At 39.3% G+C, this 17,749-nt stretch carries 16 protein-coding genes and 1 pseudogene; 12 read left to right on the top strand and 5 right to left on the bottom strand.

Annotated elements, in window-relative coordinates; all coding sequences use genetic code 11:
* The first annotated feature begins 61 nt into the window (after positions 1–61).
* The gene (locus C0966_RS11360; RefSeq protein ID WP_274855590.1) at positions 62–835 is read left to right on the top strand and encodes a phosphotransferase family protein; all 774 of its coding nucleotides are present in this window, start codon (positions 62–64) and stop codon (positions 833–835) included.
* 5 nt (positions 836–840) lie between these two features.
* On the opposite strand, the gene C0966_RS11355 is transcribed toward C0966_RS11360, so the two are convergent.
* On the bottom strand, positions 841–1,119 hold the full coding sequence (locus C0966_RS11355) for a YtzH-like family protein (protein ID WP_274855588.1): 279 nt from the start codon (positions 1,117–1,119) through the stop codon (positions 841–843).
* 170 nt (positions 1,120–1,289) lie between these two features.
* Here C0966_RS11355 and trmB point away from each other — a divergent pair, with 170 nt between their 5' ends.
* Positions 1,290–1,928 (top strand): tRNA (guanosine(46)-N7)-methyltransferase TrmB, encoded by a 639-nt coding sequence (trmB, locus tag C0966_RS11350; RefSeq protein WP_274855586.1) that lies wholly within the window; start codon positions 1,290–1,292, stop codon positions 1,926–1,928.
* Positions 1,929–1,999: 71 nt separating this feature from the next.
* Here trmB and C0966_RS11345 read toward each other — a convergent pair whose 3' ends face one another.
* Positions 2,000–2,314, bottom strand: coding sequence for a PepSY domain-containing protein (locus tag C0966_RS11345; RefSeq protein WP_274855583.1), 315 nt, complete (start codon positions 2,312–2,314; stop codon positions 2,000–2,002).
* A 240-nt stretch (positions 2,315–2,554) separates the two neighbouring features.
* Here C0966_RS11345 and C0966_RS11340 point away from each other — a divergent pair, with 240 nt between their 5' ends.
* The 8 genes and pseudogenes from C0966_RS11340 (at position 2,555) to C0966_RS11305 (ending at position 11,478) form a co-directional block, all read left to right on the top strand.
* Positions 2,555–3,628 carry a M42 family metallopeptidase gene (locus C0966_RS11340; protein WP_274855581.1) on the top strand — a complete coding sequence of 358 codons (1,074 nt, stop codon included), beginning with the start codon at positions 2,555–2,557 and terminating at the stop codon, positions 3,626–3,628.
* Positions 3,629–3,775: 147 nt separating this feature from the next.
* Positions 3,776–4,285, top strand: coding sequence for a DUF84 family protein (locus C0966_RS11335; protein WP_274855579.1), 510 nt, complete (start codon positions 3,776–3,778; stop codon positions 4,283–4,285).
* 235 nt (positions 4,286–4,520) lie between these two features.
* Positions 4,521–4,838: pseudogene (locus C0966_RS11330) on the top strand (thioredoxin family protein); the annotation flags it as partial.
* A 99-nt stretch (positions 4,839–4,937) separates the two neighbouring features.
* The gene (locus C0966_RS11325) at positions 4,938–5,735 is read left to right on the top strand and encodes a DUF1444 domain-containing protein (RefSeq protein WP_274855577.1); all 798 of its coding nucleotides are present in this window, start codon (positions 4,938–4,940) and stop codon (positions 5,733–5,735) included.
* A gap of 260 nt (positions 5,736–5,995) precedes the next feature.
* Entirely contained in the window at positions 5,996–8,596 is a 2,601-nt protein-coding gene (locus C0966_RS11320; protein WP_274855575.1) for a DNA translocase FtsK, read from the top strand.
* 262 nt (positions 8,597–8,858) lie between these two features.
* Entirely contained in the window at positions 8,859–10,160 is a 1,302-nt protein-coding gene (gene murC / locus C0966_RS11315; protein ID WP_274855573.1) for a UDP-N-acetylmuramate--L-alanine ligase, read from the top strand.
* A gap of 251 nt (positions 10,161–10,411) precedes the next feature.
* On the top strand, positions 10,412–10,897 hold the full coding sequence (locus tag C0966_RS11310) for a DUF948 domain-containing protein (protein ID WP_274855571.1): 486 nt from the start codon (positions 10,412–10,414) through the stop codon (positions 10,895–10,897).
* A 14-nt stretch (positions 10,898–10,911) separates the two neighbouring features.
* Positions 10,912–11,478 (top strand): YtxH domain-containing protein, encoded by a 567-nt coding sequence (locus tag C0966_RS11305; RefSeq protein WP_274855570.1) that lies wholly within the window; start codon positions 10,912–10,914, stop codon positions 11,476–11,478.
* 83 nt (positions 11,479–11,561) lie between these two features.
* Here the strand turns inward: C0966_RS11305 and C0966_RS11300 are convergent, their stop codons facing one another.
* Positions 11,562–13,748: a cell division protein FtsA gene (locus C0966_RS11300; RefSeq protein WP_274855568.1), complete on the bottom strand. Its 2,187-nt coding sequence runs from the start codon at positions 13,746–13,748 to the stop codon at positions 11,562–11,564.
* A gap of 219 nt (positions 13,749–13,967) precedes the next feature.
* On the opposite strand from C0966_RS11300, the gene C0966_RS11295 reads away from it, so the two are divergent.
* Positions 13,968–15,044, top strand: coding sequence for a bifunctional 3-deoxy-7-phosphoheptulonate synthase/chorismate mutase (locus tag C0966_RS11295; protein WP_274855566.1), 1,077 nt, complete (start codon positions 13,968–13,970; stop codon positions 15,042–15,044).
* A gap of 79 nt (positions 15,045–15,123) precedes the next feature.
* Here C0966_RS11295 and C0966_RS11290 read toward each other — a convergent pair whose 3' ends face one another.
* Both C0966_RS11290 and C0966_RS11285 read right to left on the bottom strand, forming a co-directional pair.
* On the bottom strand, positions 15,124–15,996 hold the full coding sequence (locus tag C0966_RS11290; protein ID WP_274855270.1) for an IS3 family transposase: 873 nt from the start codon (positions 15,994–15,996) through the stop codon (positions 15,124–15,126).
* Positions 15,990–16,310: a helix-turn-helix domain-containing protein gene (locus tag C0966_RS11285; protein WP_274855271.1), complete on the bottom strand. Its 321-nt coding sequence runs from the start codon at positions 16,308–16,310 to the stop codon at positions 15,990–15,992. The genes C0966_RS11290 and C0966_RS11285 overlap by 7 nt, the downstream gene beginning before the upstream one ends.
* Before the next feature lie 412 nt (positions 16,311–16,722).
* Here C0966_RS11285 and ccpA point away from each other — a divergent pair, with 412 nt between their 5' ends.
* Complete coding sequence (ccpA, locus tag C0966_RS11280) at positions 16,723–17,721, top strand: catabolite control protein A (protein ID WP_274855563.1); 999 nt, start codon at positions 16,723–16,725, stop codon at positions 17,719–17,721.
* The last annotated feature ends 28 nt before the right edge of the window (positions 17,722–17,749 follow it).

Raw genomic sequence — 17,749 nt, 5'->3', positions numbered from 1 at the left:
GGCTGTATTTGGCAAAGGAGCCAATTTCCGCTGTTGTCGAATAAATTGAAGGTGAACAATTTTGGAACATTTATTTGGACAAGATTGGGAGATTGTTCCCGCTGGGGGGAACACAGGGGAAGCATTTATTGCCAAGCATCAAGAACAAAAGTTGTTTTTAAAGCGCAATTCTTCTCCATTCCTGGCTGTTTTATCTGCGGAGGGAATTGTCCCAAAACTTGTTTGGACGAAGAGATTGGAAAACGGAGATGTGATCACTGCCCAGCAATGGTTATACGGGCGAGAATTAAAGCCTCCGGAGATGAACGATACCAGGGTAGCAAAGCTTCTTAGGAAAATTCATCAATCTAAGCCTTTGCTCGGTATGTTAACGAGGCTCGGAAAATCACCGCTTCAACCGGAAACCCTTCTTCATATGATTGAGAAAGAATTGGATTCTAATCTGCTTGAACTTCCGGCGGTTAACAATGCGAGAGATTTTTTAAGAAAAGAAGTTGCCAACATTCATTGCGATGAAAAAGTGGTTTGCCACTGCGATGTAAACCATAACAACTGGCTGCTCTCTGACGACAACCAGTTGTATTTAATCGATTGGGATAGTGCGATGATTGCTGATCCGGCGATAGATCTGGGCCTTCTTTTGTACTGGTATATCCCTGAGAATGAATGGGAAAGCTGGTTAAATCGGTACGGAACGGAACTGACAGAAGATTTAAAACTGAGAATGAAGTGGTATGTTCATGCTCAAACATTAACTTCGATCCAATGGTATAAAAATAAAAAACGCTTTGACGAAATGGAAAAATGGATTCAGTATTTGGATGTTATTTTATAAAGTTGTTAAAATAATTGATTCATATTGTTTACCCATTGGGCTAACCGCTCTTGGTTTGATTCAATGTACCGGTCTAAATCAGATGATTGAATTCCATGCCGGCTGTATTCATAGATTTCTTGTAAAACCGTTTTTATATTTTCATTTACGTTATTATTAACCATTAATGATTTTACCAATCGTTCCAATTGTTCACATTCGGAAACAGACCCGCAGCAATCCAACTGGTGATTGCTTAATATATCTGTTAATAAATTTACTTGATCTTGGTGGTTTAACGGCATTTAAAATCATCCTTTCAGTTTATGAAGGAATTCACTTATATGTTGTGAATTCCTTTTTGCATTTATACATTGGATTTTGCTCGATTTCAATTGGCATCACAATAAAATGTTGCACTTTCATCATGCTGCATGGTATGGTTTGAACGATATTATTTTATAGAGGTGTCACAATGCGATTACGAAATAAGCCTTGGGCAAAGGATAAACTAAAGCAATATCCTCAATACGTGATCTTATCTCCGGAGGATTATAAAGGAAAATGGACAGAAGCATTTGAAAAGGACCAGCCGCTTCATATCGAAATCGGCACAGGAAAAGGCCGGTTTATTACTGAAATGGCAAGAAAGAATCCAAATATTAATTACCTTGGTATTGAATTGCAGGAAAGTGTTCTTGTATCCGCATTGGACAGGCTGATTGAAGCAGAGCTGCCAAATGTTAAGCTTTTAAACGTAAATGCGGCAAATTTAAAGGAATACTTTGCAAAAGGGGATGTAGAGAGGATTTATCTTAATTTTTCCGACCCATGGCCAAAAAAGCGCCACGAAAAGCGGAGACTAACATATAAATCCTTCCTTGATTTATATAAAGATATTCTTGTAGATGAAGGGGAAATACATTTTAAAACAGATAACCAAGGTTTGTTTGAATACTCATTGGTCAGTTTTTCCGAATATGGGTTATTGCTGAAGGATGTCAGCTTGGATTTGCATAAAAGCAACTTTGAAGGCAATGTAATGACAGAGTATGAACAAAAATTTTCTGAAAAAGGAAACCGTATTTACCGCTGTGAAGTAAAATTCCGATAAATGTTTCAACAGAAAAAAATCCCTTGAATTCAGGGGATTTTTTTGCTGCTTTCCGGAAAAATTTTCAAATATTATGATGTCTGATACGCGTCGAGAATGGTTCCGGTGGATGCATCAGCGATGAATTCAATCTGCTCGTTTTTTCCATTTGCCATTCTGAATATTCCACCTTTATATACGTTATATCGCAGCATCTTCTTTTCGTAAGGTTCAGTTTTCATCTGAATCCAGGAACCGCTGATCGGGCCTTGTTTCTTAAACTCGGATTTTACATGTTCTAAAACTTTTTCGGGGGAAACTGTATTGTTTTGATCAAGAAGTTCTTTTGCTGCGTAACCGGCAATAAAACCTGCACTAACTCCCAACAAGAAAGTTTTCCAGTTCATATGTATACCTCCAATTAGTAAAGGCTCAATAGCTACAGGAAAAATAAGGTTCCCATTTTTCTCTTCTTAATCATACCAAAATTTTTAACGCGAAACATAATTTAATCCAGAATATTTTGTAAAAACTAGCATAACAATCGCTCCCTAAGAAGTGGTAGACCGTGTGAAAGTTCTGTAAAATAAACACTATACATATAAAGATAGTCTAGAAAAAAGGTTAAATAAAGGAGTCTAAGGATGATGAATGAACACACATTACAGCTTTTTAAGACACTAACGGAACTTCCCGGTGCGCCGGGCAATGAACATCAAGTCCGTAAATTTATGAGAGAACAGCTTAGCCAATATGCAGATGAAATTGTCCAAGATAGACTTGGAAGCATCTTTGGAGTGAAACGGGGCGACGAGTCAGGCCCTGTAATAATGGTCGCCGGCCATATGGATGAAGTAGGTTTTATGGTTACCTCCATTACGGATAATGGAATGATCCGCTTCCAGCCTCTTGGAGGATGGTGGAGCCAAGTTTTACTGGCTCAACGGGTGCAGATTATTACGGAAAATGGTCCAGTTATCGGCGTAATTGGTTCAATTCCTCCGCATCTTTTAGATGATGCAAAACGCAATAAGGCAATGGAAATAAAAAATATGTTTATAGATATCGGGGCAGATGACAAGGAGGATGCGATAAAAATAGGGATTAAACCGGGGCAGCAAATCGTGCCGATCTGCCCGTTTACTCCGATGGTCAATAACAAAAAAATTTTGGCGAAAGCATGGGACAACAGGTACGGGTGCGGCCTTGCCATTGAGCTTCTTCAGGAAGTGCAAAACGAAAAACTGCCGAATATTTTATATTCCGGTGCGACAGTGCAGGAAGAAGTCGGGTTAAGAGGGGCGCAAACTGCTGCAAATATGATCAAGCCGGATCTCTTCTTTGCCCTTGATGCAAGCCCGGCTAATGATATGACAGGTGACAAAAGAGAATTTGGCCATATAGGAAAAGGAGTGTTGCTTCGCATTTTGGACCGTTCGATGGTAACGCATCGGGGAATGAAAGAATTTGTTCTTGATACGGCAGAAACACACGGAATTCCTTATCAATACTTTGTTTCTCAAGGCGGAACAGATGCCGGCCGCGTTCATCTTTCGAATGAAGGTGTTCCAAGCGCCGTAATTGGAATTTGTGCGAGGTATATTCATACTCATGCATCGATCATTCATGTCGATGATTACGCGGCCGCAAAAGAGCTGCTTGTAAAACTAGTAAAAGCATGTGACCGTTCTACCGTTGAGACGATTAAACAAAACGGTTGACTGAAGGGAAACATGTTCCTGGCCGATAAAAATCAAAACTGGTCGATATATTCAGAAAGTGGTTGATAAAAAACCAAAAGTGGTCGATAAAATTCAAAAGTGATCGATAAAAATAAATACTGGTCTTTAGGCAGGTGAGATGGAAGAATGAAGATCATGATCGGTACGAAAAACCCTGCAAAAGTTGCTGCAGTTAAAAGTGCGTTTTCCGGCTATGAAGCTGAATTTATGACAGTTGACGTTCCCTCAGGGGTAAGCGAGCAGCCTTTTAGTGATGAAGAAACGATTAAAGGAGCTGTAAATCGGGCTATTCGTGCATTAGAGGCCGGTGAAGGCGACATCGGGATTGGCCTTGAGGGAGGCGTTCAGGAGACAAGCTTCGGATTGTGTCTATGTAATTGGGGAGCGCTTATCACGCCCAATTCTTTACCGATTATTGCCGGCGGTGCCCGAATTTTGCTGCCTGAAGAAATTGCTGAAAGACTCCGATCTGGTGAAGAACTGGGCCCGGTAATGGATACTTTCGCTCAAAAAGCAGACGTTCGTAAAAGTGAAGGAGCGGTCGGAATCTTTACAAACGGCAGAATCGATCGTGCAAGCATGTTTTCCCACATCATGCACCTGCTCATAGGCCAATTCGAATATAAGACAAAATAAGCGGCGATCCTTCACTGCGTTAATGCGTTAATTTATTGAGGGCCAGACCCGCACTACGTTAAAGCGTTAATGTGTTAAAATTATTAACAACGGATTTTGGACCGGAGGTATGTGTGAAGGCTGCTATATTGCATTTTATTGGACCTGCGGGAATTAGCCTGCTATTATCGGAGTATATGAGGAAAAAAGGCTGAATCAAGTCCGGTGACATAATGATTTATACAGGAGGAGAAAGAAAGTGAAAAACTTAGAATCAATAGAGCAATTTGAGCAGTTTAAAAATAACGGAAAACATCTTTTTGTTTTTTCGGCGGACTGGTGTCCGGATTGCCGGGCAATCGAACCGGCGCTTCCGGAAATTGAAGCAAAATTTACTGAATTTACATTTGTACATGTTGATCGCGATCAATTCATTGATTTATGCGGTCAATTGGATGTATTTGGAATCCCGAGTTTTATCGCGTTTGAAAATGGCCGCGAAATGGGCCGCTTCGTCAGCAAAGATCGAAAAACTCAAGAAGAAGTCGAAACCTTTATTTCAAATTTAAAATAATAGCTTACCCTCCGTCTCTTTTGAGATGGGGGGATTTTGTTGTACGATTGGGAATGAAAAGCAGGCAGTTAAAAGTTATTTTTATGAAGGAGGGAAAAAATGAACAGCAAGGAAATGAGAAAAGAACTTGAAAAACGGTTAAGCCGGCCGGACCGCATATTTTCTTTTGATCGTGAAAAAGACCAGCTGAGAATTGAAAACAAACAAACTGGTAAAGGAATTACCGTTTCGCTGCCCGGAATTATAGCGAAGTGGCAACTTCAAAAAGAGAAAGCCATCGATGAAGTAGTGTATTATGTAGAGGAAGGCTTGAGGGCAATGGAACATGATGTTCAGCTTTCCGGAAAAGAAAAAAGCATTTTTCCTGTTATCCGTTCCACTTCCTTTCCAACGGAAGCCGAAGAAGGGGTTCCGTTTTTTTATGATGACCATACAGCAGAAACAAGAATTTATTACGCTTTGGATCTCGGAAAAACGTACCGGCTTATTGATGAAAATTTGCTGAAAAAGGAACAATGGGACGCGGACAGGGTCAGGGAAACGGCTTTATTTAATGTCAGGACTTTGCCTGTAACCATGAAAGAAGATCAAGTGGCCGGCAATACTTTTTACTTTTTAAATTCAAACGACGGATATGACGCAAGCAGAATTTTAAATAAATCGTTTTTAAAGGACATGGAGAAAAAAATCACCGGCAGGATGACGGTATCGGTTCCTCACCAGGATGTGTTGATTATCGGTGACATTCAAAATGATACAGGCTTCGATGTTCTTGCACAGATGACCATGAGCTTTTTTGCAAGCGGCTATGTTCCGATAACAGCCTTGTCGTTCTTTTATGAGAATGAAGAGCTTGAACCGATCTTTATTTTAGGAAAGAATCGAAAAAAGCCGTGATTTTTTGGATACAGTAAAAAGCATGGCAAGCAGCCATGTTTTTCTTTTTTCTCCTTTTTTATGCAAGAAATTTGAAATATTCGTTACCACTTTGAAAAAAATAGTCCATCTTATGTTAATTGCTAAGAAAAAAGTAAGACTTTATTTTTTTAAAATTAACCAACTGCTCTTTATTAAGGCTCATTCTCGTAAATTTTCTCGATATTTTAAGATTTACTGATAAAATAGAAGTGATAGTGATTGAAGAAAGAGTGATCTGATTGAGTTGGATTAAGAAGCTTTTCCAAATGTTTAAAAATGATGATGAAGAATTTGAATATATTGATGAAGGGGACAGCTATCAAGCAAAAGAATCCAGCCGAGAGCAAAATTCCGGAAGCAAGGAAGTTGACGCAAAAATCGCCTATCAATATCCAAATGGTAAATTTCGTTTTCCTCTTATTCCTGATCAAGATGAAAGAATACAAAGAAGGGAAAGGGTAAGAAGTCGAAACGAAAATGATCCGGCCGTATCTAAACTGCCAGCGGAAAGACCGAATAGGTTTGAATGGAAAGACAGAACGAGAGCAGAACGGAACATTTCTGCTACGGGTATATCGTCCGAACAAATCTTTGAGCCTGAATCGAAAGAAAGAACAAGATTGGATCGAAACAAGCAGGAAGTAGCGATGAAAAACCGCCAGCCATTCAGACCGACGGAAATACCTTCTCCTATATACGGATTTGGGCGGCGAAGCCGAAGCAAAGAAGAAATAGTGGAATACGAATTAACCGGGCTTGAAGGACTATATCGCAACAAAACGGTTCATGATCAGAATCTTAAAGAGGAGCATTCAGAGGTTCAAAATGTTTCAACACATTCTGAGCACGAAGAGATGAATGATAAACGCCTGCATAGTCCTGGTATGTCAGACAATACATATACCGAGCGTGATGAAAAAGCCGAATCAACGCACAGTAGTGCGTATTCGCACGACAATCAGACTGAACCAACCTTGAATTACAAAGAGAATGAAAGCAACACCGATGAAAAGAGTGTTCTATTCGATGCAAATGAAATTCAGCATGTAGAAGATATTACCGAAGATGATAAAACAAAAACATCCGGGCAAATAGATCATAATCAAGAGGATGATGTAATAGAAAATGAACCGCCTATAATGTCATCAGCTCAAGAGAAAGAACCGATTGTGCAGGACTTGCCGCCAGAAAGTTCCGAACAAGCTGCGGTGCCAGAACGAAGAAGGCCACATATTCCTTTTAATGTGATTATGCTAAAAGACGACAAAAGAAAGCTTCAATTAAGGGAACAGGCAAAAAGAGAGCAAAAAGAACGTTCTGCCAATCATAATCAATCATTCCCGCAGAAAAGTCAGGAGATTGAACATTATCAAAGCCAACAACAAGAGAATATAAGTACAATAGGTTCTGACCAAAAAAATTCTTATGAACTCCCACCTGTAAGCCTGCTTTGTCCGCCTGTGGCTGGATCATCTAATACAGGTTGGCTGTTAGAACAGAAACATCTGCTGAATCAAACGCTGGAAAACTTCAATGTCGGGGCGAAAGTGGTGAATGTGACACAGGGACCGTCAGTTACACGTTTCGAGGTTCAGCCCGATCCCGGAGTGAAAGTGAACAAAATTACAAATCTATCAGATGATATTAAGCTAAGCCTTGCTGCCAGGGATATACGGATTGAAGCACCAATTCCGGGCAAACATACGATTGGTATCGAAGTGCCGAATGAAACGAGCCGTCCTGTTTTAATAAGCGAAATTATTCAAAGCAGGGAGTTTATTGAAAATGACTCCCCGTTAACAGCGGTGCTTGGCTTGGACATTTCCGGAAAACCGATTGTAACCGATTTAAAAAAGATGCCGCATGGGCTTATTGCCGGGGCAACAGGCTCAGGAAAAAGTGTATGTATTAATTCAATACTTATAAGCCTGTTGTACAAAGCGAATCCGCAAGATGTTAAGCTTCTTCTCATTGATCCGAAGATGGTGGAACTTGCACCATACAATCAAATACCGCATCTCGTAAGCCCAGTGATAACGGATGTGAAAGCAGCAACGGCTGCATTAAAGTGGGCTGTCGATGAAATGGAACGTCGCTATGAGCTGTTTGCCCATACTGGAGTAAGAGATATTAACCGCTTTAATGAGCTTGCAATTGAGGATAAACGCTACTCCGAAAAACTTCCATATATTGTAATTGTCATTGATGAATTGGCCGACTTAATGATGATGTCACCTGCTGATGTAGAGGAAGCGATCTGCCGAATTGCACAAAAAGCGCGGGCTTGCGGAATTCACTTAATTATCGCTACCCAGCGCCCGTCTGTTGATGTCATTACAGGCTTAATTAAGGCAAATGTACCGACAAGGATCGCTTTTTCTGTATCGTCGCAGATTGATTCTCGAACGATTATCGATATAAGCGGAGCAGAGAAACTTCTCGGCCGGGGTGATATGCTATTTTTGGAAAACGGATCTTCAAAGCCTGTGCGTTTGCAAGGAACATTTGTTTCCGATAAAGAGATTGATGCGGTCGTCGCTCATGTACGCAAGCAGCAAAAACCACAGTATTTATTTGAACAGGGAGAATTGCTAAAGAAAGCCCAAGTGGATGAAGAAGAGGACGAACTGTTTTTTGAAGCTTGCGAGTTCGTTATTGAACAGGGCGCAGCTTCAACGTCAAGCCTTCAGCGCCGGTTTAAGATAGGTTATAATCGGGCTGCCCGCTTAATTGATATGATGGAACAGCAAGGATTTATTTCTGAAGCAAGGGGGAGCAAGCCGCGCGATGTCCTTATAACAGAAAGCGATCTTCAGTCAATACAAGATTTAGTACAATAAATTAAGAAGTGATATTCTTTATTTGCATGTTATTTACTGTAAAAATGACTTCAGGTGGGCCATTTTAAGCTTAATGAGGAGATTTTAGGATGTTTTCTTTGAGCGATAGTTGAATGGAGTTAATTCCCGGAAATTAGTTTTTTATTTAAAAAAATGCTATAATAGTCTAATGTGAAAATGCTTTAACAAATGTATGCAATGAGCAAAATAAGATAAATGTCATATACTGTGTTACAGATAGACGTGGTTGGAGGTTCTTTATATGACTATTTACCATTTTGTAGGTATAAAGGGGTCTGGAATGAGTGCACTCGCACAAATACTCCATGACATGAATTACCATGTTCAAGGCTCCGATGTCGAAAAGCGTTTTTTTACTCAAAAAGCCCTTGAACAATCTGGAATAAAGATCCTTCCGTTTAATAGGGATAATATTAAGCCTGGCATGACAGTGATTGCAGGAAATGCCTTTCCTGATACGCATGAGGAAATTGAGGAGGCCATGAAAATCGGACTTCCAATTATCAGATATCATCGTTTTCTGGGTAGTTTTATGGAAAATTTCACAAGTATTGCTGTCACAGGGGCACACGGAAAAACATCAACAACTGGATTGCTTGCTCACGTAATGAAGGGAGCAAAGCCAACTTCATTCTTAATTGGAGACGGTACGGGTAAGGGCGATCGGGAAGCTGAGTATTTTGTGTTTGAAGCCTGTGAATATAGAAGGCATTTTCTCTCATATTATCCCGATTATGCAATCATGACAAATATTGATTTTGATCACCCTGACTATTATGCCAATATAGAAGATGTTTTTTCTGCATTTCAGGAAATGGCCTGGCAAGTAAAAAAGGGCATTTTTGCATGGGGTGATGATGAATATCTTCAAAAAATACAAGCGAAAGTTCCGGTTGTATTTTACGGATTTGGAGAAGAAAACGATTTTCAGGCTAGGAATATTGTGAAAACTACCGAGGGCACTACTTTTGACGTTTTTGTCAGAAATACTTATTACAACACTTTTAAAATCCCTTCATTTGGCGATCATAATGTGTTAAACTCATTGGCTGTGATTGCCATTTGCCATTACGAAGGGATTGAAGCGGAGATTATTGCTGAACAGCTTCAGACTTTTACCGGGGTAAAAAGAAGATTTTCGGAGAAAAAAGTCGGATCACAAATTATCATTGATGATTATGCACATCATCCGACAGAAATAAGAGCAACCGTTGAAGCCGCAAGACAGAAATACCCCGAAAAAGATATTATTGCTGTTTTTCAGCCACATACATTTACGAGAACGCAAACATTTTTGGATGAGTTTGCTGAAAGCTTAAATAAGGCTGATAAAGTTTATTTATGCGAGATTTTCGGTTCAGCAAGGGAAAACCATGGAAAACTGACCATTGAAGATTTGCAGAAGAAAATTAACGGTTCGGAAATCATTACAGAGGATGATACGGCTCCTTTAAAGAAACATGAAAACAGTGTAATTCTATTTATGGGTGCCGGTGATATCCAGAAATTCCAATCAGCTTACGAACAGCAGCTGCAAGTATAAAGTGAAACTATCAACAGTGGAGAATTTTACTGTCCGTTAATGCTGATAAAATCATCCTTAGAAGCCAGGTGTGAATCACGCACCTGGCTTTTCAGTTTTCATCAAGCTTTTAAAGTAGAGAAAACACTCTTTATTGATTTTTGTGCAGGAAATTGTCACTATTATATTGAAATATTTAATTGAGAAGATGGTTTATGACTTATATCCAAGGTTAAGAAATAGACTAACTTCAAACACTGGGGGTACATATAGTGGAAATTCTTTTATATTTAAGCGCAATAGTTGCTGCGATATCATTTCTCATTTTGGTTATTTTTCTTTCAATAACATTAAAATCGCTGCAAACTACGCTAGACAATGTTTCACGGACTTTATCCGGCTTAGAAAAACAGCTGGGCGGTGTAACGAGGGAGACAACAGAACTGCTCCATAAAACGAATTCCCTTGCGGATGATATTCAGAAAAAATCAGAAAGCTTAAACAGTGTTATTGAGGCTGTGAAGGATGTTGGCCATTCTGTTCAAAAGTTTAATCAATCGCTCCAAAACATTACTTCAACGGTGAACCAAAAGCTTGAACAAAATAAGGACAAGATATCACAGGTTGTACAATTGGGCAATGTATTGCTCGAGTTAAAGGATAAATGGAAGGCAAGAAAAAAACAGAATAATTTCTCTAACAGGGGTATCCATCCGTCTGATAAAGCGTTGAGAGAAAAGGAAAGGTCAAGATATTAATGGAGGTAGAAAACATGGGAGAAAGAGATCGGAACTATAATGAAACGAATGAAAGAAGCGAGTACAGTTCAGGTTCAAAGGAATTTATGATCGGTGCGATTATTGGCGGGGTGATAGGTGCAGCTGCTGCTCTGTTTTTTGCTCCAAAATCAGGGAAAGAAATGCGCAACAATTTAAATAAACAGGTATTGGTTTTAAAAGATAAAACCGGCCAAATTCGTGATTCAGCTATGACAAAAGGAAATTCCCTGGCGTCAGCGGCAAAAGAAAAAACAGTTCAGTTACGAGATCAAGCAATGACAAAAGGAAGTGAGCTGGCTTCTGTCGCGAAAGAAAAAACCATCACGTTAACAGGAACAATTACACAGCAATCTACTAATTTGTTAAATAAAGTGAAAAACATGAACACCGCACAAAAAGATGAAGCAACTCGAGAAAAAAATGTACCGGAAACTCCTTCTAAGACAATAATAATCGATGCACCGAAAAGCTACGGAAACTGGTCTGATGTTGATATTCAGCAAAAGCTTGAAGAAACAAAAAAAGCGTTCGATGAAATGGAAAGAAAATTAAATCAGTAATAGACATTGCAGTAGCTTTCAATACTGCTCTTGAAAAACTAGTTAAAAAAATAACAGCCTAATCATTCACAGGCTGTTATTTTTTATGCCTGCTCTTTGCCGGCAGGGCTATTTTTTTCTTGTGCCAATGGCCAGACAATTTTTAAATCGTCGCCAGGGTGGATTTGGTCGTAGAATGTTGCCGGTGTGTCGTTTTTGAGCAAAACAAACTTTCCGCCCGAATTTTTCGGCATCGTAATTTCAACATGTTTAAATAAATCCTGGAATAGAAATGGCTCCATTTTCTTCTGTTCGACTGTAATTTCATCTCCATCTAACAGAATCGAATCTTCTCCAAGCTTTTCGCCATTTCTGTAAAAATCGGTTACTGTTTTTGATAAATAGATTTTTTCCCCATTATACGTTACCGGTATTATGTGTTTTAATTGAAAATGCTTCATCTCTGCCAATTGCTTTACAGTTAGTGTTTTCTTTTGTTCAATTATTATGTCATCAAGATCATCAAAAGTGCTTTGAGGCTTTACGGCAATTCCATTCCGAAATAATTTCCCTGCAAGATTCGGAAGGAATGTCTCTCTGCCATTGATCTTCAATCGGAAAGGTCTTAGTTGAAAAAGAAGGTCATGAAGTTGAAGCTCTTTCAGCAATTCTTCAATCGTCTCCGGGATTGTACAAACAATCTGATCCCTGTCTTCTACCTTTCTATCTGGCGTTGTTTTTTCGCCATTGCAAGTAAGAGTTGCAAAAATTTCATAGGGCTTGCCGTTAATCGTAATTTTCTTATTTGGAATATGATCAAGTAAATCGGCTATTTTTGCATCACGAGCACAGCCGTCTTTGCCTTTTTCTACAGTTATTTTGTCGCCATTCTTAATCTCATCGTCAAAAGAACATGGTTTCCCGTTTAATAACATGGTCGGGGCTTCGCCCAACTGTCCGGGAATCGTGATGTTCTGTCCGTTAAGCGTAACAATCAATGCCATACCGGGTTTCCCGTAAAGCTTATTCATTTTTATTCCAGCGGCAAGCAGGCAATCACCTACTGTTAATTTATTTATTTCAAATAAACGAACAGGTTGTTCATTGACATATACTGTACTATATTGTACCGGTGATCTTTGGGAAGCAATCGCGATTCCGATAGGGGTAACAAGGTCCGGCCCCTTTTGGATTTTTTCGGAAATGGTTAGGGAAGAAATTGCTTCTATTCCGCGGATCGCGACTCGGTTTTCAGGAAGATTTAGTTTTTCGGCCAGCCTTTTTGGAAGCTCCGGTGTTAAGCTTCCGCCCCCGACAAGCATAACTGCTTTTGGCGGCTTTCCATTGTTTAGCTGAAGAATTTCATCACAAATTGATTCTGCAAGTTTGTCGAGAGCAGGAGAGATGTGGGTGATGACTTCATCCCTCGAAACTTCTGTTTCAAAACCGAGAATATCAGTAATTGTTATCCGATCATTTGTATGTAATTCTCGTTTTGCTTTTTCAGCAAGAGGAAAGTCAAGCAAATATTGGTCACTGATCGCTTCTGTAATTTCATCGCCGGCAATCGGCACCATCCCGTAAGCGATAATCGTGCCCATGTCCGTTATGGCAATATCAGAGGTTCCTGCCCCAATATCAACTAATGCAACATTCAACCTTCGCATAGAAGGAGGGATAAGAACATTAATCGCCGCAATCGGTTCTAATGTCAAAGCTTCCATTTCCAAACCGGAGCGGTTGAGAGCAGAAATTAATGATTCCACGACTACTTTAGGGAGAAATGTTGCAATAATTTCAACAGAAGCTTCTTCCCCTTGCTGGTCAATCAAATTTCCTATTTCTTCTCCATCAAGTCGGTAATATAGAACCGAGTATCCGACACAATAATAATAATAGCTTTTTTCCCCATTATTTTTTTCGGCAACAGACGCTTGCGCCTGCTGTACGGCACTTAATTCAAGATGAAGAATATCCTGTTTTTGAAGCAGCGGTTTTCCTTTGATCGATACAGTTGCTTTTGCCCGCTCCGTTTTTAAAGCACGGCCGGCAGCAGCAACCGACACCTTTCTTAAGCTTCCGTGACGTTCTTCCAACTGCTCCTTTATTTCAGTTATGATTTTTGAGACTGACAGGATATCATGAATTTGGCCATCCAGCATCGAACGTGTTGTGTGTTCTTTTGCAAGAATATCAATGACGTGATATTGACCATCGTGTTCCTCCAAAATAATTCCTACAACGGAGCGAGTTCCGATATCGAGAGCAAAAAGTTTCTTTTTTTCTTGCAAAATGAATACACCCTCTTTTACAATCGTTATATAATACTTTAATACTTAAAAGCGTTTAATCATTAAAGAAATTTTTCGTGACAATTAAACTTATTTCATTTATAATAAACCCTAATTATATAGAAAATGTATCATATTTTCATAGGTCGATAAAGAATATTCACAACTCTGCATAACATGATTATTGGCTTATAATTTTTTTGAAAGGACGGAAAGAAGATGAGCAATAAAGAACTTGATCAGTTGCGCCAGCGTGTCGATGAATTGAATTTGGAGCTTTTATCATTAATTAATGAAAGAGCACGACTTGTCCAAGAAATTGGCCGCGTGAAGGAGACTCAAGGAGTTTTTCGTTATGATCCGGTGCGTGAACGCAAAATGCTTGATTTAATTAAACAAAATAATGACGGACCATTCGAAAACTCAACAATAGAACATATTTTTAAAGAAATTTTCAAGGCAGGCTTGGAATTGCAAAAAGATGATCATCGAAAAGCATTGCTTGTTTCCCGCAAGAAAAAACCGGAAAATACAGTGATCGATCTAAAGGGTGAGAAAATTGGCGACGGAAATCCGCACTTTGTTTTCGGTCCTTGTGCAGTTGAATCATACGAACAAGTGGCGACGGTTGCTGAATCAGTAAAAGAAAAAGGATTGAAGCTTTTGCGCGGCGGGGCATACAAACCGCGTACATCGCCTTATGATTTCCAAGGACTCGGGCTAGAAGGCTTGAAAATTTTAAAGCGGGTTGCGGATGAATTTGATTTAGCTGTAATCAGCGAAATCACGAATCCGGCTGATATTGAAACGGCTGTTCAATATATTGATGTCATTCAAATAGGCGCACGCAATATGCAGAACTTTGACTTGTTAAAGGCGGCAGGTGCTGTAAATAAACCTGTTCTATTAAAGAGAGGATTAGCGGCAACGATTGAGGAATTTATCAATGCAGCGGAATATATTATGGCTCATGGTAATGGACAAATTATACTTTGTGAGCGCGGAATCCGCACATATGAACGGGCAACAAGAAATACTCTTGATATTTCAGCGGTGCCAATCTTAAAACAGGAAACCCACCTTCCAGTTTTTGTTGACGTTACACATTCTACCGGAAGAAGAGACTTGTTGCTCCCTGCAGCGAAAGCGGCGATAGCGATTGGAGCAGATGGAGTAATGGCAGAAGTTCACCCTGACCCTGCAGTAGCGCTCTCAGATTCTGCCCAGCAAATGGATTTGAAGCAATTTGATGAGTTCTACCGCGAAATTAAGAAATCTGTTTTTACAAGAGTATAAGAAATAATATTGGAATAAGAGGCTGACCCAAAAGTTGCACTAGTACCTGTCAAGTAGACACGTATAAAAGAGTGACCCCTTACGCGGTACGAGTTCTGTATTCCACCGGACTCATACCGTATTTTGTTTGAATCCGTTTTTCGTTATAATAGTTTATGTAGTCAACAATGGCTTGTCGCACTTCTTCAACGGTTTGTGGCGAACTAAAACATGGCATCTCACATTTGAGATGCCCGAAGAAGTTCTCAATACACGCATTGTCCCAGCAGTTGCCCCTGCGAGACATGGATTGTGTAAGTCCCATATTGGCTACCATTCTGATGTATGTAGGATTTGTGAAATGGAAGCCTTGATCACTATGGAGGATGGCTCCTTTCGCAAATCCTTTTTCTTTTAGTTGGTGCAGTGTTTGAAGCACAAGCCTCATATCTTGGGTGGTGCTCATATTGTAGGCGACGATTTCATTGTTGTATAAATCTTTCACCGCACATACATACATCCAGCGTTTGAACGGCTTTTTGACTTCTACATACGTGATATCTATACAAAATTTCTCTCCTGGTTGATGAGCCTGAAAATCTCGATTCAAGAGATTAGGAATATCAGCATGTGGCTGCTTTCTTTTCTTAAACTTCTTTTGGCGAATTTTACACACAAGCCCATATTTGCGCATGATTCGTGAAATACACTTGTGATTAACAATTAACCCATAGCGCTTTAGTAAGGCCGCTTTGATTCGCTTTTTGCCGTAAGTTCCTCTTGATTCCACAAAAATTTCAGCTATTAAATGATACAGCTCTTCATCTCTAATATCTCGGATTCGATGGTCTCGTTCCTTTTTCCACTTGTAGAAGCCTGAACGTGAAACATTGGTAACCTGGAGAAGAAGAGTTACAGGAAATTGATCTTCATAAGTAGCGATAAATTCAAATTGTTCCTGTTTCGTTAACACCCCCTTTTCTGTTCTAAGAGCTTTTTTAAGTATAAATTCTCGGCTTTTAATAATTGATTTTCCTCTTCTAATGTGAGAGAAGTTTTACGTGGTCGACCTTTGCCCATTCCTTTTTTGGCTCCGCGCTTATCTCTTAATCCCTCCTCCCCCAATCTTTCGTACTTATTCACCCATTCATTAATCAATCTTTTATTCTTCACTTTCAACATTTCTGCAATTTCTGTACGTGAATATCCAGAATAATATAGTTGAATTGCTTGCATTTTTAATTCAAAGGAATAGGTAAAACACTGATTACGAAATTTTGGTTCCATAAAAAATACCTCCAAAGTAGACATAATGTGATTCTAACACTCCCATTTTAGGGTCATGTTTTTTTCTGTGTCTACTTTAGAGGTACTATATCAAGTGTCCGGCTCCCGTCTTCAGTTGCTAAATATTGTAGAAACCTTGATTATGTTTTCAATATTTAGCAACTAGGGCGCCTGGCCCTTAATTTTAGGTCAGCTTTTTTTGTTTTTTATCGAAATTTTTTCACATTTTTGTAACATTGTTGTTAAAATTATCGGCTTGTGATTGCGGCATTTTCCTGACTGTCGTATGATTAGAATACATAATTAGACTTGTTTAGCGCATCACAATCTTAGAGAAATATGTTTATTACTCTATGATTGCAGTAAAATAAAGAAAAAAGATGCGTGTGGATCAAATGAAGGAGTGGGTTTCATGAATGTAACAATATACGATGTTGCAAGAGAAGCAAATGTATCAATGGCAACAGTTTCACGGGTCGTTAACGGGAACCCGAATGTTAAACCTGCCACAAGAAAGAAAGTCATGGAAGTCATTGAACGGCTCGGCTATCGTCCAAATGCTGTGGCAAGGGGATTGGCCAGTAAAAAGACGACAACTGTCGGTGTAATCATCCCGGATATTTCAAGCACATTTTTTGCTGAGCTTACAAGAGGTATCGAAGATATTGCCACCATGTATAAATACAATATTATTTTGAGCAACTCTGACCAAAACAAAGAAAAGGAATTGCATTTGCTTAATACGATGCTTGGAAAACAGGTGGATGGAATTGTCTTTATGAGTGGAAATATCACTTCCGAGCATGTCGAAGAGTTTGAAAAATCCCCTGTACCAATTGTATTGGCAGGTTCAATTGAAGAAACGGAAAAAATTCCATCAGTAAATATTGATTACGATCAAGCAGTTTATGATGTTGTTCAATCTTTTATTGAAAAAGGCCATAAGGAGATTGCTTTTGTCATCGGTCCTCTTCATGAGCCAATCAATAAGGAGAAAAAGCTTGCAGGATACAAACGGGCACTTGAAAATTCCGGAATCCCATATCGTGAAGAATTTATTATTGAGGGCGATTACACTTATGATTCGGGCATTGAAGCGATAGAAAAATTGCTTGAAATGGATTCAAAACCGACTGCAATTTTTGTCGGTTCCGATGAAATGGCACTTGGAGTTATTCACGGAGCCGAGGATAAAGGCTATAAAATCCCCGATGATTTCGAAGTGGTCAGTTCTGATAATACGAGATTAACATTAATGGTAAGGCCTCAGCTTACAACAATTGTCCAGCCATTGTATGATATTGGAGCGGTTGCAATGCGGCTTTTAACAAAGCTGATGAATAAAGAAGAGGTATCAGAGCAAATTGTCATACTGCCGCATCGAATTGAATTCCGGAACTCAACAAAATAAAAAAAGCATCACTAAAATAATTACTGAT

Source organism: Bacillus methanolicus, from assembly GCF_028888695.1.
Lineage (GTDB): Bacteria > Bacillota > Bacilli > Bacillales > Cytobacillaceae > Bacillus_Z > Bacillus_Z methanolicus_B.
Note: the sequence above shows the minus strand (reverse complement) of the source record. Positions and strands in the feature narration are given on the sequence as shown.

Bases quoted from the DNA above. Each gene is read 5' to 3' on its own strand.
- C0966_RS11340 (WP_274855581.1), top strand. From the start codon at position 2,555: ATGAATGAACACACATTACAGCTTTTTAAGACACTAACGGAACTTCCC.
- C0966_RS11295 (WP_274855566.1), top strand. From the start codon at position 13,968: ATGAGCAATAAAGAACTTGATCAGTTGCGCCAGCGTGTCGATGAATTG.
- C0966_RS11285 (WP_274855271.1), bottom strand. From the start codon at position 16,310: ATGGAACCAAAATTTCGTAATCAGTGTTTTACCTATTCCTTTGAATTA.
- C0966_RS11345 (WP_274855583.1), bottom strand. From the start codon at position 2,314: ATGAACTGGAAAACTTTCTTGTTGGGAGTTAGTGCAGGTTTTATTGCC.
- C0966_RS11305 (WP_274855570.1), top strand. From the start codon at position 10,912: ATGGGAGAAAGAGATCGGAACTATAATGAAACGAATGAAAGAAGCGAG.
- trmB (WP_274855586.1), top strand. From the start codon at position 1,290: ATGCGATTACGAAATAAGCCTTGGGCAAAGGATAAACTAAAGCAATAT.
- ccpA (WP_274855563.1), top strand. From the start codon at position 16,723: ATGAATGTAACAATATACGATGTTGCAAGAGAAGCAAATGTATCAATG.
- murC (WP_274855573.1), top strand. From the start codon at position 8,859: ATGACTATTTACCATTTTGTAGGTATAAAGGGGTCTGGAATGAGTGCA.
- C0966_RS11325 (WP_274855577.1), top strand. From the start codon at position 4,938: ATGAACAGCAAGGAAATGAGAAAAGAACTTGAAAAACGGTTAAGCCGG.
- C0966_RS11335 (WP_274855579.1), top strand. From the start codon at position 3,776: ATGAAGATCATGATCGGTACGAAAAACCCTGCAAAAGTTGCTGCAGTT.
- C0966_RS11355 (WP_274855588.1), bottom strand. From the start codon at position 1,119: ATGCCGTTAAACCACCAAGATCAAGTAAATTTATTAACAGATATATTA.